This window comes from Pseudomonas sp. (genome assembly GCF_049301935.1).
GTDB lineage: Bacteria > Pseudomonadota > Gammaproteobacteria > Pseudomonadales > Pseudomonadaceae > Aquipseudomonas.
Window position 1 is genome coordinate 1 of sequence record NZ_JBAQLP010000077.1, and the last position, 14,977, is coordinate 14,977.

The window sequence follows — 14,977 nt, forward strand, 5'->3', positions numbered from 1 at the left end:
AACACTTGCGAATTCTGATCATCGAAGACAACCCGGACATTGTTGCCAATCTGTACGAGTACTTTGAACCGCTCGGACACCAACTCGACAATGCACGAACCGGTCATGCCGGCCTAGCCAGGGCGTCAGAGGAGCAGTTCGACGTCATCGTGCTGGATGGCATGCTACCGGGTCTCGATGGTTTAGAGGTGTGTCGCCAATTGCGAGAGGAACAGCACTGCAACACGCCAGTGCTAATGCTCACGGCGCGCGACACCGTTCACGACAAGGTGACGGGATTACGCGCCGGCGCTGATGACTACCTGGTTAAGCCGTACTCGTTAATCGAATTGGAGGCACGGCTGCTCGCTTTAGTGAGGCGGGCTAATGCATCCAGTCATGAGCAGGTGCTGCGCTTCGGCGAACTGGAGTTCGATACGGGCACCTTCGAAGCAAGACGCTCCGGGCAGCGACTCGAACTCACCCCGTTCGGCTACAAAATGCTCGCGGCGTTGTTGCGCGCGGCTCCGCGTCTGGTGACTCGTGAAGAGTTGGAGCAAGAACTCTGGAAAGATGAGCCACCACTCAGCGATGCGCTGCGAAGCCATATTCATGCGCTCCGGCAGGCCATCGATAAGGCTTTTCCGACCTCTCAGCCGATGCTGATCACAGTGCCGGGGATTGGCTACCGGCTGGTCGATGCTCATGCATCCGAGTAACTCGTTACGTGGCCGGATGGTCGCCGCCTACGTGCTGTTGGCGGTGATCATCGTTGGCTTTTTTGCCGGTTCGACCTTCTTCGTCGTCGCGGAAATTGAAAACGAACTCATCGATAAGCGCCTAGCTCGCGCGGCCGATCTATGGAAGGCCGACTCATTTAACCCCGTACTGCCAAAAACCATCGATCTCAGGTTCTTCAAGGGCAAGCAGATTCCACCCCCTCTGCTGCGGCTGGATCTTGGCACGCATGAACTGCGCCTCAATGGCCGAAGCCTGCATGTACTGATCGGCGAGGCACGTGGCGAGCGCTATGCCGTGGTGGATGATCAGAGTGATTTCGAGTCCATCGAATCTTCGTCATACATTGCGCTCGGCATCGCTTTTCTTGGCGGTATTGCTCTTGCCATCCTGATTGGTCGAGCCAGTGCGAGCCGAGTGATTCTGCCTCTGACTAACTTGGCCACTGCGGTGCAGGAGGAGCGAGAGCCTGGAGAGCTCCCAGGACTCGATGCTACCGACGAAATCGGCGTACTGGCCCGAGCGATTGAGGATCGTACCAACCAGTTGAGTCTGGCGTTGCAACGTGAACGCTGGTTTACCGCGGATGTCAGCCATGAACTGCGTACTCCGCTGACCATCATGCTCGGCGCGGCCGAAGTGCTGACCAGTCGTCTACGGGATCGCCCCGATCTAGTGGTCATGACCGAGCGTATTAGGCGAAACGCTGCAGATACCGCACAACAGGTCGGCGCTTTGTTGCAACTGGCAAGGGCACCGGAGAGCACAGACCTCAGCCTGGTCGCCTTGCGCCCCTTGATCGAACATGAGATAGAGCGCTGCCAACCATTGCTGCGTGGGAAACCACTGACACTCAGGTTCGTTGCGACCGAAGAGGTCTCAGTTCAGGCCGTTCCAGAACTGGTCACCATTGCAGTGAGCAACTTGATGCGTAATGCCTGCCAACATACCGAACAAGGCGTCATCACTGTTCGTTTGGATGCTGGGAAAATTGTGGTGGAGGACAGCGGTACGGGGTTGCCTGAAACCGTTCGCAATCGTCTTTTCGACCGTTTCGTTCGAGGAAGCGAGGACTTCACGAGCGGTTCTGGACTGGGGCTGTCCATCGTCAAACGTGTGGCTGAGCATCTTGGCTGGATGGTTAGTCACGACCTGGGGCCAAACGGGGGAAGCCGCTTCACCCTGCTGTTCTCCAACGCTTAGTTGACGAGGCCTGCTAAGACAGCAAAGAGCTCACCTTCAACTAGGTGTTCGAGTCGTCCACCTTCGCCTTCGTGGACGTTGGTATTTCGATGCTGGTCTGCGTACTCATTGCACCGTCACTTCTGTCGTGCATCGATGTTAGTAAGAAGCTGGCAATTGAGTCAAAGTGCCGGTACTCAGTTCAAAGGCGGGCTTCGCCGCCAGGCCGCCAAAGGAGATGGCGGGGTCGATGTAGCGCATAGCCGACTTGATGTCCTTCCAGCCCACATAGGTCATCAGGGCCTTGAGATCCCAACCGTTGGCCGTGGCCCAGGTGGCGAAGCCTCGGCGCAGCGAATGGCTGGTGTACAGCTCGGCCGGGATACCGGCGCGCTTTAGGATCTGGCGCAACAGGCTGATCAGGCTGCCGGGATGCAGGGCCTCGTCGCTGAGATGCCCCCAGCGATCCAGGCGGCGGAACACTGCACCGCGGGCGATGCCCGCGACACTGATCCAGTCGAGATAGGCCTGTACCGGGCATAGGCATTTCAAGGCCGGTACGTAATGGGTCGTGCCAAGATTTTCCCGGTCACCCTTGCTCTGTGACAGGAACAGGTTCATGCCAGCACCGGCTTCGGCCTGGATATGCTCGACCTGCAGTCGACAGAGTTCGTCGCTGCGAAAACCCCGCCAGAAGCCGATCAGTAGCAACGCTGCATCGCGCCGGCTGCGCAGCAGGCTTGCCAAATTGTCAGACTGCCGAGCCCGTTCGGCCTCCTGATTCAGCCAATGAACCGCTTGTTCCAGGTGCTGCAACTGCAGCGGTGCAGCCTGCTTGGCCTGCGCCGGATGCAATGTGCGGATGCCTTTGAGCACCTGGCGCACCGTGGGCGTTTTGGTTGGATCAGGAAAGCCTTGGGTGATATGCCACTGGGCCAGGGCGGCCAGGCGCTGTTTGAGCGTACTGAGGCTCAGGGTATCGGCGTAGTCCACCAGGTAGCGCACGATGCTGTCGCTGGTGGCGGGCAGAAAGCCCCCCCACGTCACTTCGAAGTGCTCGATGGCCGACTGGTAGCTGCGGCGAGTGTTTTCCCGCGTACCAGCTTGTAGATAGCGCCCGACGTCTTTCATCGCCCGAGGTTGCCCTTTGTGTACTGGAAAACGGCTGCCATACGACCGTTTTTACCTTTAGTATTGAATAACCCTCCATTATTTTATCTGATTTATCCACTTTAAACGCGCTTTACATCAGCTCAATTTGGTATGTAAATACATAGTATGTAATACGATACGAAATCGTAGGAGCAGACCATGGCACGCGGCGGCATTAACAAGGCGCTGGTTCAGAAGGCGCGACAGGCGATCCTGGCGCGAGGCGAGAATCTCAGCATCGACGCGGTACGGGTTGAACTGGGCAATACCGGCTCGAAAACAACCATTCACCGCTACCTGAAAGAGCTCGAAGACGCCGAGCGCGGACGGGATGTGTCCGCAATGCCGCTCAGCGAGCAGTTGGCCAACCTGGTGGCCCAACTGGCGGATCAGCTAAAGGAGGAAGCACAGGCCGGTGTGGCACAGGAGCGCGAGCAACTGGAACGTGAGCGGCTCGACTATCAGAACCAGGTTCGGCAGGCCACAAACCGCATCCAACAGCTGGAAGGTCAGTGCACGGGACTCGCGGAGCAGCTCCAGACTGCCCAGCAAGCACTACAGCAGGAACAACAGCTGCGGCAACAGGCCGAGATCGAGAATGCCCGCTTGCTGCAAGCCAACCACGATCAGGAAGCGCGCCTGCAGGATCGCGACGGGCAAATTCGCTCGCTGGAGGAAAAGCATCAGCACGCCCGTGATGCCCTGGAGCATTATCGCCAGGCCGCCAAGGAGCAGCGTGAGCAGGAGCAGCGCCGGCACGAGTCGCAGGTGCAACAACTGCAACTGGAGCTGCGGCAACTGCAGCAGACCTTGATAATCAAGCAGGACGAGCTGACCCAACTGAACCGCGACAATGCGCGCCTGCTCGCCGAGGCGCGGCAACTGCAAAAAGAGCAACATGCGCAGCAGCAGCTACTCGCGCAGAAGACTCAGGCGTTAGAAAACGCCAAGAACGCACTGGCCGGGGTTGAGCGCGCAAATGATGCCCTGGAGCAGCGTTGCAGCACATTGCGGAAGGAGGTGTCCCAGCTGGGCGAAGCCTCGGCGATCCAGGCGCAGCAAGCGCAGAGCCTGCAGGAGCGCCTAGTCGAAGCCACTGCACAGCTGAATCTACTCGGAGCGCCGCTTGCGAACAGCGATGGCGCACGTAGCACATGAACCGGCACACTGAGTACATGAGCTGAGTGGAGGTGAAGATGACACTACTTGAGACGACCAAAGAAGGGGCTGCGGAACCTGTTCGTTTGACCACGCCGCTGGGCCAGGCCATTGGTAATCTGTTCGCCCGGGCCTTGCCGCTACTGGATGGCAACCCACCAGGCTCGCTCAAGGTCTTCGTCTTCGGCGGCTGTGCGGTGCACCTGCTCACCCATGCGCGTGGTAGTGCGGACATCGATGCGGAGATCGAGGCGGCACGTGTACTGCGCAAGGACGAGATCATGGCCGTCTACACACCGCCAGAGGGTTATGAGGACAGCGACGGCCGAGACTTGCAGGTGTACCTGGATCAGAACTACACCAATGCCCTCGGGCCACTGCACGAAGACTACCGCGAGCGCGCCATTCCCATGGAGGGGTTCGAGGGTGAACAGCCGCTGCATATTTTCGTTGCCGCCGGCGTGGATCTGGCAATATCCAAGCTTGGCCGCTTTACGGAAAACGACCAATCTGATATCGAACAGCTCATCGAATGCGGCCGTGTCGATGTCGGCCAGTTTGTTACACTGGCAACAGAAGCAATCGATTATGCCGTGGGCAACCGAAGCGCAATGCTAGGCTGTCTGAAACTGGTCACAGCGAAGTACTTGGAGGATGGGCGAGATGCAACGTCTGGATCGTAAACAAAGCTTTGGTGAGCTCCTGGAGACTGTCACCCAGCAGCGCCTCAGCCAAGTTGCGTCCGATGCTCTCGTGGAGCTCGCCAAGCAGCTGTGGTACGAGGAGCGCGACCTCGTGCCCGTTCTGCAGCGTGAAGTGACGGGTAAGCTGCGCGAGCCCGAACAGAAGCTGCGCGCCCTCTACCTGGTCGACCTGCTGCGCCGCTTTCCCTGTGTAACAACGGACAAAGCCGCGCGCCTAAAAGGCTTTGTCAGTAGCTGGTCGAGCTTGAAACCGGCCGAGCGTTCGCCGCGGGCGACCCAGTTGGTCTCTCGCTACAAGCTCGACAAGCTGGCCTATGAGTGGGGGCTGGAGGAAGACGTCAGCAAGCAGATGCAGGATGTCCTGGCTTTCCAAACCCGCCATTACGCCGCTACCCAGGGCGTGAAGACGGGTTATTCAGAGCCCGTGCCTGTTGGCTAGCTGGCAGCCTCCGCAGGCCCTCTAATTCGCCCTTTTTTCCAATTTTCGATATCGAGCCGGCCACGGATTGCGGGAATTATCTGCAATTATCTCGATATAGATAATTGATCAATTATTAACCGCCGCAGGCAGGTTGCGAATCGTGTTTGACGCTCTTCTGCGAGTGCAGCCAAACGGCTGATCCATCCTTTCTCTCTGGATGGTTGTAGCGATTGGGCGCGAATCCTATTCCGACTGCCGATTGCCGCGCCGCAGTTCGTTGATCAGTGTCAGGATTGTTGCTAGGTTTCTGACATATTTCAAAAACTAGCCATACATGAAATCCCTTCCCGCGGCAATCATCGAACACAGCAGGCTTCTTCCTGAAGGAGGCATTCTTGCACCAAACGAATTCCTTCATCTGGCAAGCCGTGCAGCGGTGGACCAAGCATTCTCTCGATTAGCCAAGGGCGGGGAGTTGATGCGGATTTCACGTGGCCTCTATGTGGCACCGGTCACCGGACGCTTCGGCAAACGTGCGCCGGCGACGGAGAAGGTCATCAACGCGATAGCTTCGAAAAGCCATCAGGTAATCGCGTTGAGCGGTGCCCGCGCAGCGAACCTTCTAGGGCTAACGCAACAGGTGTCGATTAGGGAAGTATTTGTCACTGGCGGACGGCCGAGAACCCTGCAGCTAGGCAAGGCTCAGGTGAGAATCGAACATGCGCCACAGTGGCAGGTCGCCCTCGGAGCGACCATTGCTGGCGACGCTGTACGTGCACTTGCCTGGTTGGGCAAACCCCACGCCCAAGAGGCAGTCGCGAAGCTGCGCACGTGCCTGTCGAGTAGCGATTGGCAGGTATTGAAATCGCATAGATCCAAGCTTCCTCCATGGATGGCTGAAGCGATTGGGCGCGAAGCAGCTCTTGCTTGAGCAAGACTTATATGTTCGTTTAAATACAGTAGGTTAGAGAACGAATGTCCTAATTTCCCCTTATCTCGGCATGACTCAGCTGCGTCCTGAAAAAGTCTATAGAAAACATGCGGATAGGAGAGAAGTGAGTGAATTTTCCCTTTATCTCGGCATGACCCCTAGACGGGTGAAGAACACTGCCCCTGGCCAGGGAGTTGCGGGCTTCGCCCTTGTTCTGTCCAGCATGCACGCGGCGGCGCAGTTCGACGCTTTGCAACCAGTCGAGGATGAGCAGCGTGCGCTCGCTCCGGCCCAGCTCGCGCAGGGCCACGGCCAGGCCGTTCTGGCGTGGATAGCTGCCGAGCTTGCGCAACATCAGCGAGGCGGTGACCGTGCCCTGCTTGATCGAGCTGGCCAGGCGCAGGATGTCGTCCCAATGGGAGCGGACGTGCTTGATATTCAGGGTGCCGCCAACCATTGGGCGCAAAGTCGGGTAGTCCTGGACGCTATTCGGAACATACAGCGTGGTTTCGCCGAGATCGCGGATGCGCGGTGCGAAGCGGAAGCCCAGCAGGTGCATCAGGGCGAAGACGTGATCGGTGAAGCCAGCCCTGTCGGTGTAGTGCTCCTCGATCCGCAAGTCGGACTCGTGGTACAGCAGACCGTCGAGCACGCATCAGGGACAACAGTTCCGCATGACGCACAATCGGGCTCGCTGTTAGTACTTACAGGCAATACTTAAAAAGTTTGGCTGAGAGTTCTTTAAAATTGAAAGTCAATTTTTCTGCGCATTCTTTTCAACCACAGATAGAGCGCTTATAGATGTCTCAGATTTATTCGAAATACTATCCTCAACCCCTGTCGTATTACTGAGTAGGCTATTGGTTGCGGTCTGCAGGTAGGCCTGTAGTTGCTTACCCAAACGGTCATCCAGCTCTGTAGCAGGCGCCAGGGCACCTTGCGGATGCGAGCCCAAAGTGTACAGATAGCTTCGTGGAGGCATGTCCTTAGGCAATACCAGCATACGTTCGCCACTGATCATGGCTACTGTCTGGTCACTGCCCGAGGGTTTCACAATGGCAAAGCCGTTGTCGCCATCTGCCAAGCTCAACAAGTCGCGCCCCCAGCACTGGTGGCGCACAGGCTCTCCAAGCCGGCCCATGATGGTGGGAACGATATCAACCTGACTGCCGACAACATCCTGGGTCTTACCAAAGACGTCTTGGACCCCAGGCGCGATCAACAGCATGGGAACATGGAATCGGTACAGATCCATCTCGGTTAACTGCTCTTGTGCACCAAAACCATGATCACCCACGACCACGAATAGGGTGTTTTTGAAATAAGGCGCTTTCCGAGCCTTTTCAAAAAATCGTCCAAGGGCCCAGTCAGAATAACGCATAGCTGTAAGGTGCTGGTCAAGCGAACCTTGTCCTGTAACCGGCTCAATAGGCAACACACCTGGCAGCGCGTAAGGCGTATGGTTTGAAAGCGTTTGAAGGAGTGCATAGAAGGGTTTCTTCGGGTCTTGCTTGAGCAGTTCTTCTGCAGCGCGATCAAACATATCCTGGTCAGCCACTCCCCATGTTGGGTCTGATACCACGGGGTCAACAAAGTCATTACGACCGATAAACCTTGTCATGCCTTGGTTGCTGAAAAAGCCACGTTGGTTATCCCAGGCAAAATCGCCGTTGTAGACATACAGATCGTCGAAGTCGCGAGTGCTAAGCAACTGAGCCAGACCGGAGAATTGGTGGCCTCCTTCCGGGGTCTGCATCAAGTACTCAAAACCGGGTAGATTTGGGAAACAGGCCATGCTGGCAAACATGCCTTGATGGGTATGCGTGCCATTAGCGAAGAAGCGGCGAAACAGCACACCCTCTTGCGCCAGCTGATCGAAGTTCGGTGTGATGCCAGCTTCGCTGCCGAGCGCGCCAACAAAGTGCCCAGCAAAACTCTCCATCAGAATCACTACGACATTGCGGATCGGCAGGCGCGTATTTTGTGGGGGCTGAAAATCGCGGCGGATCGCTGCTGTGTTCTGATCTGTTAGGCGGTCGTGTTCGGTGAATAAGAGATCGCGTGTCAGGGTCGTCGCTTGATCTGCTGGCATGCGGCTCTTCCAAATCTTGTCGGCGCGATCACTTGAGTAGTGGTTTTTGGCCGCAGCATAAAGGCTCAAGGTGCCATTGAGGCCTAGGTGGTTGGCAAACATTGAGTCTGTGGTGAATGCATCCCCCCAGCGTAGTGGCGGCCCTTGCCGCAAAGTACCGCGCGCCACAACAACCGATATAGCCAGACAAAGCAGCAGCGCCATACCATGACCGAGGTTATTCATTGTTCGGCGCGACTCGACGGTTGAGCGGCCCTGGCCACGAGTACGTATATCCAGCCAACCCAGCAGTACGAAAAAGAGAGCGCTCAACGCCAACCAGGCACCCAGTAGGCGCAGCACTGGAAAGCCATACCAGAGCATGCTCAGCACAGTTGCCGGGTCTTCTTGCAAATATTGAAAGACCAATGCGTTGAGACGCTGATGAAACTCTCGATAGAAGTTCAGCTCAATCATGCCCAGCAGGATAGCTACCGCTGCGCAAGTCCCTAGCCAAATGCGTTGCCATGTCCGGCGGACCATTGCCGGGCGATATGCCAATGCCAGGGTCAGTGGCGCGCAGATATAGACCGCTAAGCGCAAGTCGAAACGTAGGCCATTAAAAAACGCTTCGGCCAGACTGGTCCACGCGGTGGCTCCAATCAGTTCTCGGTTGAAAAGTAATAGGGCCACGCGTAATAGGGTCAGCAAAGTTACTAACAGTGCTGCACTGCCAAAAAGGAAGGTCAGGTGTTCGCTTAGGCCAAGTTTTTTTTTCGCATTGGAGGCATCAGCGGACGCTGGTATGCGGTGAGGCATAATGGGTAGCCTTCTGTAATTCAAGAATTGGGAGCTATAACAGGATCAAACCCCAAGTAAGGGCAATCAGTATCAGTGCAATGAGTTGTGCCGCACTTCCCATGTCCTTGGCTTGTTTAGACAGTGGGTGGATGCTCAGGGAAATACGGTCAACAGTGCTCTCTATGGCTGAGTTGAGTAGCTCCACTACCAACGCCAGCATCGGCACGAGTATCAGTAACACGCGTTCACTTGGCGTTGCATCCACCAGACAGGCCACCGGCAGAAGCACTGCATTTAATAACAGCAGCTGCCGGAAAGCGGCTTCGCCTTGAAACGCTGCCCGCAAGCCTGCCAGCGAGTATCTAGTGGCATAAATAATGCGAGTAACGCCGCTGCGGCCTTTAAACGAGAGGGCATCCAATTCGTCGCTCTGTGGCATATTGCTCATGGCTGCAACACTCCAGCAGGGTTGTTCAGCGCTTGCTGATAGGCCTGGTGGATAAGCAACAGATCCGTTTCAGGCATGTTCCCACGGTGCCGCCCTAACTGGCCTAGGTCACGGCGAGCAGCGTCTTTGATTCGTAGACGGCGGCGGCTTTTTTCTAGATCGAGCAAGGCTATTTCGACCGTCACCGTGCCGCCTTCGTTTACCTGGGATTTGACGAAGATATGCTTGGGATAACAGCAACCATGCTGCCAGCCCGCCAGATGCAAGCGTGCTAGGGTTGCTGCGAGTTGTATCAGTACAGCCTTCGCAAGCGCGGCACTATTCTCAACGGCGTACCACTGCTCTAGGCTGACAAAGCCCTGTAGGGCTTCGGTAACCAGCAGCGCCTGCCAGGTACCATGCTGCTGCCGTGCAGTGCAATAGACGACGTTAGGTGTCTTGATGCCCAGGCGGGCAAAAGCGCGATAGGCCTGCAGTTCTCGCAAGATGGTCGGGCGGCCAAACGGATGCAACAAAGTTCGGTAGGTATGTCCAACCTGACGCTTGCAGTACAAGGGTGGCCGCATTAAATCGCGCTGCTGCAACAACTGAACGCCACTTTCGCCACCACGTCGCTTGTTGGCCGGTTCAACCCAGATACCGGAGCTATTCCACCAGCGATCAAACTCTGTGGTGATGAGCTGCGGCGATGCCTTTTCGGTCATTACGCCCATGGCTCAGACCTCCTTGCGCAGCACATAGGTGCGCCACATGGCGTAGCCTGGCAGAAAATCTAGGTGATCGACGACGCGGAAACCGGCTTGTTTAAATTCATCCTCGATAACTGACTTGGCTACGACAAATCGGTTTTGGTTTTGTGACGCCCGGCCTTCATCTGCTCGCCGCTGTTCCAGGCGGCGCCGCTTCCAAGCCTTGTAGTTACCATCAACCCAGAGCGAAAGGATTACGCTATCGCGGCTAACGCGATGGAACTCACGCAGAATGGCCAGGCGGTGCTCAGATGATTCGATGTGATGCAGCAGACGTATGCAGAAGATGCAGTCCACCGCATTGACACCCAGGTCAATATCAAACGCCGAAGTCTGGAAGGTATTGACTCGCGAGACTACCTCTGGCGGTTGTGCGGCGCATGCTGTGGCGAGCATATCGGCTGAGTTATCAGCGGCGAGGATCACCCGATTGGGTTGCTCGCAAAGCATGGACCAGAAACGCCCAGCACCACAGGGCAAATCCAGCACCAAATTGGGATCATCTGCTAGCTGTAGAGCCCTGCGCGCCACCTGAATATCGCGCCAGTGCGACAGCTGCCGAGCCAAGCCATCCTGATGTTTGATCAGGTACTGCTGAGCATGTTCTTGGTCATATTTACGGGAAAATTCGAGTTCGATGGGATTTGGTTTCGACATGGCGAGGCGTCCACAAGAAGGTACGCTCGCCACACTAGGGGGTTGGGCATCAAGGCCCTGTCAAAAGGATGTGAAAAAATCGTCAAACAACGCTTTTCAAGGTTACGCTGAAGCATGCTCCCCCACCGGGTAGGTTCTGAACCGAGATCGTCCAACCCTGCTTGCTACAGATGCGTTTTACTAATGAAAGACCCAGCCCCAAACCATCCCCTCGCGCCTGTGTACCACGTACAAAGGGCTGGAAAATCTGCTCGTGCTGCTCGAAAGGAATGCCGCTGCCACTATCCTCTACGCGAAACTCTCCAGATCCTATTACTAGGCGTACAAACCCCCTCTCGGTGTAATGCAGTGCGTTTCGCAGTAGGTTGGCCATCACCGTGTTGAGAAAAGTAGGATTGTAGCGACCATCATCCGTGCCCTCTTCAATGCACTGGAAATCCAGTTTTTTTTCTCTGAGCATTGGGCCCCAACGCTCGGCTTGCTCGGTGGCCACCTTGGCTAAACTGCTACTCGCGACAAAGGCTGTCTCATTAGTTTTATCTCTGGCTAGTTGCAGGAAGGTCTGGACCAGCTCGCGCATCTCCTCGCAAGCCCGGTCTATACGTTCAATCTGCACACGCTCGCGCTGCTCAAGCTTCACCTCTGCAAGCAACTCACAGGAAGTGCCAATGATCATTAGTGGGGTGCGCAATTCATGGCTGACATCACTGGTGAATAGCCGTTCACGTTCCAGAGAGTGACGTACTTGGCCTAGCGTGCTGTCAAAGGCAGCTGCCAGTTGACCAATTTCGTCATCAGGGTAATCGGGAGCAAGTGGCGGAGCCAAAGAGTGCAATTGGTCGCGATGACGCACCTGCTGAGCCAAGCGACTGATGGGCGCCATCACCTTACGCGCCATGACTAGCCCGAGCCCCCATGCGGCTGCGATGGTCAGTAGAAAGCCTGCTAGTACAACATCGAATAGAACTTGCTCACGGGCCTCGAACTCGTGTTGTTCCTGCACCAATAGATAGGTCTGATTGTTGATTTCCTGAACATAGACATAGAACGCCTCATTGCCATCGACGACCTCATTGAAGCCTTCTTCCAGATTTGCATACCGCTCGGGAATGGCATATTCGGAATGGCTAGAGGCGAAAAATCGGGTACTAGAGTCCAAGCGTGGTGGCCGACCTCGATTGATATCCTGGTGCAGCACGGTGTTCAGTTCCCGCTGCAACTCCTCGGAAACCAAGTGCTCTTCGACAAAGTGCACCACCGCTACGATGCCTATGGAAAAGGTGCCGCTGACCATTACGGTCATCAGTACAAAGGCGAGCAGGATGCGCCGTGCAAAAGGTTGTTTAGATACCATCAGTTTTCTCCGCAAGGCGGTAACCCAAGCCATGCTGAGTATGCAGCAGCTCTGTATTGAAGGGCTTATCGAGAACCTGACGGAGTTGGTGGATATGGCTTCTCAAGCTATCGCTATCGGGGCAGTCATCTCCCCAGAGCGCTTCCTCCAGTACTTCACGGCGTACCACGGCCGGGCTTTTCTGCATCAAAACCGCTAATAGCTTTAGGCCAATGGGGTTCAGCTTGAGCGGCTGGCCTGCTCGACTGACATACAACGTATCTAGGTCATAGAGCAGATCCGCCACTTTTAATTGGCGTTTTCGGCTGCCTTGGCTGCGACGCAGGATCGCCTCTATACGCGCGACTAACTCGGATAGGGCAAAGGGTTTGATCAGATAGTCGTCAGCTCCGACGTTGAGGCCGTGCAGCCGGTCATCAAGCGCATCACGGGCAGTCAGCATAAGGATTGGTACCTCGCTCTGGCCATCCTCGCGCAGACGTTTGCATACCTGATAACCGTCGATGCCCGGAAGCATGATGTCTAGCACGATCAAATCGTAGTGCCCTGTGCTGGCTAGGTGTAAGCCACTCAAGCCATCCTGAGCGCAGTCGACGCTGAAGCCCTTTAACTGCAGGTAGTCCAGCACATTAGCCAGGATGTCGCGGTTGTCTTCGATTACCAGAATACGCATCGCCTGATTACTCTTTGATTTTGACGTTTTTTTCACGTCGCTTTGACAGGCTACTGACAGAGGCAAATGCAGACTGCGGCCCGTTCATCCAAAAAGGATCATACGATGCCCCAGCTTCATTATGCGCAAATTCGCTACTTATCCATCGTCATGCTGACGTGGCTATCGGTATTCGCTCTGACCCGTAGCCTGTTGCTGGTTAGCCACCTGGCAGACGCGAATATCAGCATTTCGAACCTTATGGGCTTGTATGCCGTAGGTCTGATCTACGACTTGAGCTTCCTGCTTTACGCGACCTTTCCAATGGCGCTTTACCTGCTGCTTTGCCCGCGCGCGATTTGGCAGCAGCGCTGGCACAAGAAATTGATGGTCTGTGTAATGGTGCTTAGCCTGTTTGTCATGCTGTTCACTGCTGTTGCGGAATGGCTGTTCTGGGACGAGTTCGGCGTACGCTTCAATTTCATCGCCGTCGACTACCTGGTGTACTCCGAGGAGGTGATCAACAACATTCTGGAGTCCTACCCGATTTACCCCTTGCTGGCACTGCTCGCCATCTTGGCTATTGGCCTGACACTCATTCTTCGTAAAACGCTTGCAGCAGCCTTGGATGCTCCACGCATGGCACCTAAGCAAGCTTTTTATAGTTTGGCCGCTTTGCTCTTGCTGGTCGGTCTTTGTAGCGGCTTTGTCGGGCAGAACGCCCCCCGTGGATTGGGCGGAAATGCCTATCAGCGCGAGCTGGCGAGTAATGGTCCTTTCCAGTTCTTTGCCGCGTTTCGGAATAACGAGTTGGACTACCAGCAGTTTTATTCGACCCTGCCGGAGTCCGAAGTCGCCGGGTTGTTGCGAAACGAGGTGAGCGAACCCAATGCACGTTTTATCGGCAGCGCCCCGCTAGATATTCGCCGTGAAATCGATAATCCTGGGCAACCAAAACGCCTAAACGTGGTGCTGGTAACCATCGAGAGTTTGAGTGCCAAATACCTGGGTAGCTTCGGTGACAGCCGCGGATTGACACCGAATTTGGACGCGCTGCGCAAGCAGAGCCTGGCATTCAGCAACTTTTACGCCACGGGCACCCGAACTGATCGGGGTCTAGAAGCCATCACTCTGTCGATTCCACCAACGCCGGGGCGTTCGATCGTCAAACGTATTGGTCGTGAAGCTGGTTATGCGAGTCTTGGTCAGCAGTTCGCCGCCCAAGGGTATGACAGTGCATTTCTCTACGGCGGCCGTGGTTACTTCGATAACATGAATGCTTTCTTTGGCGGCAACGGCTATCGCATCGTTGACCAAAGCAGCGTGGCCGAGGCTGATATAGCCTTCAAAAATGCCTGGGGCATGTCGGACGAAGATCTCTATAAGCAAGCCCTCAAAATTGCAGATGCAGACCATGCAGCCGGCAAACCTTTCTTCCTGCAATTAATGACCACCTCAAATCATCGACCCTATACCTACCCTGAAGGTCGCATCGACATACCTTCCGGTGACGGTCGCGAAGGAGCGGTGAAGTATACCGACTACGCCATTGGCCAACTCCTTGCCCAAGTGCGGGAAAAACCCTGGTTCAAGGACACGCTGTTCGTCTTCGTCGCCGATCACACTGCAGGCAGCGCCGGTAAGGAAGATCTGCCGGTGGCCAACTACCACATCCCGCTGTTCATTTACGCTCCGGAACATATCGAACCTAGAGAGTTCACCGATGTTGTCAGTCAGATCGACCTGGCTCCAACTTTGCTGGGCATGCTCAATATCGACTATGTCTCAACGTTTTTCGGGCGCAACGTGCTGCGAGAGGATCGCACTGCTGGGCGCGCTCTGGTTGGTAACTACCTGTTGGCGCTGATGGAAAATTGACCCACCCTGCCGATTGAAATTTGACCCAGGGCGGATTGCTGATTTTGTTACCAGCAACTGTGGATAAGTCTACCAGCGCAGCTGCTGTTGCCCCCACTCCTT

Annotated in this window: 14 protein-coding genes and 1 pseudogene; 7 read left to right on the forward strand and 8 right to left on the reverse strand. The window is 55.7% G+C overall.

All coding sequences use genetic code 11. The features are described from left to right. Positions 1 to 5 precede the first annotated feature (5 nt). Together WA145_RS10970 and WA145_RS10975 are read left to right on the forward strand one after the other, a co-directional pair. Positions 6 to 698: a response regulator transcription factor gene (locus WA145_RS10970; protein WP_422581622.1), complete on the forward strand. Its 693-nt coding sequence runs from the start codon at positions 6 to 8 to the stop codon at positions 696 to 698. Between the two features lie 16 nt (positions 699 to 714). Further along, entirely contained in the window at positions 715 to 1,920 is a 1,206-nt protein-coding gene (locus WA145_RS10975) for a sensor histidine kinase (RefSeq protein WP_422581610.1), read from the forward strand. Between the two features lie 138 nt (positions 1,921 to 2,058). On the opposite strand, the gene WA145_RS10980 is transcribed toward WA145_RS10975, so the two are convergent. Next, positions 2,059 to 3,030 carry a site-specific integrase gene (locus WA145_RS10980; protein WP_422581611.1) on the reverse strand — a complete coding sequence of 324 codons (972 nt, stop codon included), beginning with the start codon at positions 3,028 to 3,030 and terminating at the stop codon, positions 2,059 to 2,061. Between the two features lie 180 nt (positions 3,031 to 3,210). Between WA145_RS10980 and WA145_RS10985 the strand changes: the two genes are divergently transcribed. The 4 genes from WA145_RS10985 (at position 3,211) to WA145_RS11000 (ending at position 6,265) form a co-directional block, all read left to right on the forward strand. Then, positions 3,211 to 4,209 (forward strand): DNA-binding protein, encoded by a 999-nt coding sequence (locus WA145_RS10985; protein WP_422581612.1) that lies wholly within the window; start codon positions 3,211 to 3,213, stop codon positions 4,207 to 4,209. Positions 4,210 to 4,247: 38 nt separating this feature from the next. After that, the gene (locus WA145_RS10990) at positions 4,248 to 4,892 is read left to right on the forward strand and encodes a DUF6036 family nucleotidyltransferase (RefSeq protein WP_422581613.1); all 645 of its coding nucleotides are present in this window, start codon (positions 4,248 to 4,250) and stop codon (positions 4,890 to 4,892) included. Further along, positions 4,873 to 5,352: a hypothetical protein gene (locus WA145_RS10995; RefSeq protein ID WP_422581614.1), complete on the forward strand. Its 480-nt coding sequence runs from the start codon at positions 4,873 to 4,875 to the stop codon at positions 5,350 to 5,352. Before WA145_RS10990 ends, WA145_RS10995 begins: the two co-directional genes overlap by 20 nt. A gap of 316 nt (positions 5,353 to 5,668) precedes the next feature. Continuing rightward, the gene (locus WA145_RS11000) at positions 5,669 to 6,265 is read left to right on the forward strand and encodes a DUF6088 family protein (protein WP_422581615.1); all 597 of its coding nucleotides are present in this window, start codon (positions 5,669 to 5,671) and stop codon (positions 6,263 to 6,265) included. 156 nt (positions 6,266 to 6,421) lie between these two features. Here the strand turns inward: WA145_RS11000 and WA145_RS11005 are convergent. From WA145_RS11005 to WA145_RS11035, 7 genes and pseudogenes are all read right to left on the reverse strand, one after another. After that, positions 6,422 to 6,917, reverse strand: a pseudogene (locus tag WA145_RS11005) (Tn3 family transposase); the annotation flags it as partial. A gap of 102 nt (positions 6,918 to 7,019) precedes the next feature. Next, positions 7,020 to 9,155, reverse strand: coding sequence for an LTA synthase family protein (locus WA145_RS11010; RefSeq protein ID WP_422581616.1), 2,136 nt, complete (start codon positions 9,153 to 9,155; stop codon positions 7,020 to 7,022). 34 nt (positions 9,156 to 9,189) lie between these two features. Further along, positions 9,190 to 9,576, reverse strand: coding sequence for a diacylglycerol kinase (locus tag WA145_RS11015; protein ID WP_422581623.1), 387 nt, complete (start codon positions 9,574 to 9,576; stop codon positions 9,190 to 9,192). 5 nt (positions 9,577 to 9,581) lie between these two features. Then, the gene (locus WA145_RS11020; protein WP_422581617.1) at positions 9,582 to 10,298 is read right to left on the reverse strand and encodes a lipopolysaccharide kinase InaA family protein; all 717 of its coding nucleotides are present in this window, start codon (positions 10,296 to 10,298) and stop codon (positions 9,582 to 9,584) included. Positions 10,299 to 10,301: 3 nt separating this feature from the next. Continuing rightward, the gene (locus WA145_RS11025) at positions 10,302 to 10,991 is read right to left on the reverse strand and encodes a class I SAM-dependent methyltransferase (RefSeq protein WP_422581618.1); all 690 of its coding nucleotides are present in this window, start codon (positions 10,989 to 10,991) and stop codon (positions 10,302 to 10,304) included. Between the two features lie 82 nt (positions 10,992 to 11,073). Next, positions 11,074 to 12,345 carry a sensor histidine kinase gene (locus WA145_RS11030; protein ID WP_422581619.1) on the reverse strand — a complete coding sequence of 424 codons (1,272 nt, stop codon included), beginning with the start codon at positions 12,343 to 12,345 and terminating at the stop codon, positions 11,074 to 11,076. After that, positions 12,335 to 13,018 (reverse strand): response regulator transcription factor, encoded by a 684-nt coding sequence (locus tag WA145_RS11035; RefSeq protein WP_422581620.1) that lies wholly within the window; start codon positions 13,016 to 13,018, stop codon positions 12,335 to 12,337. Before WA145_RS11035 ends, WA145_RS11030 begins: the two co-directional genes overlap by 11 nt. 105 nt (positions 13,019 to 13,123) lie before the next feature. Between WA145_RS11035 and WA145_RS11040 the strand changes: the two genes are divergently transcribed. Next, positions 13,124 to 14,875: an LTA synthase family protein gene (locus tag WA145_RS11040; protein ID WP_422581621.1), complete on the forward strand. Its 1,752-nt coding sequence runs from the start codon at positions 13,124 to 13,126 to the stop codon at positions 14,873 to 14,875. Positions 14,876 to 14,977 lie beyond the last annotated feature (102 nt).

Coding starts and splice junctions, on each gene's coding strand:
- WA145_RS10995 (WP_422581614.1), top strand. CDS start 4,873: ATGCAACGTCTGGATCGTAAACAAAGCTTTGGTGAGCTCCTGGAGACT.
- WA145_RS11015 (WP_422581623.1), bottom strand. CDS start 9,576: ATGCCACAGAGCGACGAATTGGATGCCCTCTCGTTTAAAGGCCGCAGC.
- WA145_RS11035 (WP_422581620.1), bottom strand. CDS start 13,018: ATGCGTATTCTGGTAATCGAAGACAACCGCGACATCCTGGCTAATGTG.
- WA145_RS11025 (WP_422581618.1), bottom strand. CDS start 10,991: ATGTCGAAACCAAATCCCATCGAACTCGAATTTTCCCGTAAATATGAC.
- WA145_RS10990 (WP_422581613.1), top strand. CDS start 4,248: ATGACACTACTTGAGACGACCAAAGAAGGGGCTGCGGAACCTGTTCGT.
- WA145_RS10975 (WP_422581610.1), top strand. CDS start 715: ATGGTCGCCGCCTACGTGCTGTTGGCGGTGATCATCGTTGGCTTTTTT.
- WA145_RS11020 (WP_422581617.1), bottom strand. CDS start 10,298: ATGGGCGTAATGACCGAAAAGGCATCGCCGCAGCTCATCACCACAGAG.
- WA145_RS11010 (WP_422581616.1), bottom strand. CDS start 9,155: ATGCCTCACCGCATACCAGCGTCCGCTGATGCCTCCAATGCGAAAAAA.
- WA145_RS10980 (WP_422581611.1), bottom strand. CDS start 3,030: ATGAAAGACGTCGGGCGCTATCTACAAGCTGGTACGCGGGAAAACACT.
- WA145_RS10985 (WP_422581612.1), top strand. CDS start 3,211: ATGGCACGCGGCGGCATTAACAAGGCGCTGGTTCAGAAGGCGCGACAG.
- WA145_RS11000 (WP_422581615.1), top strand. CDS start 5,669: ATGAAATCCCTTCCCGCGGCAATCATCGAACACAGCAGGCTTCTTCCT.
- WA145_RS11040 (WP_422581621.1), top strand. CDS start 13,124: ATGCCCCAGCTTCATTATGCGCAAATTCGCTACTTATCCATCGTCATG.
- WA145_RS11030 (WP_422581619.1), bottom strand. CDS start 12,345: ATGGTATCTAAACAACCTTTTGCACGGCGCATCCTGCTCGCCTTTGTA.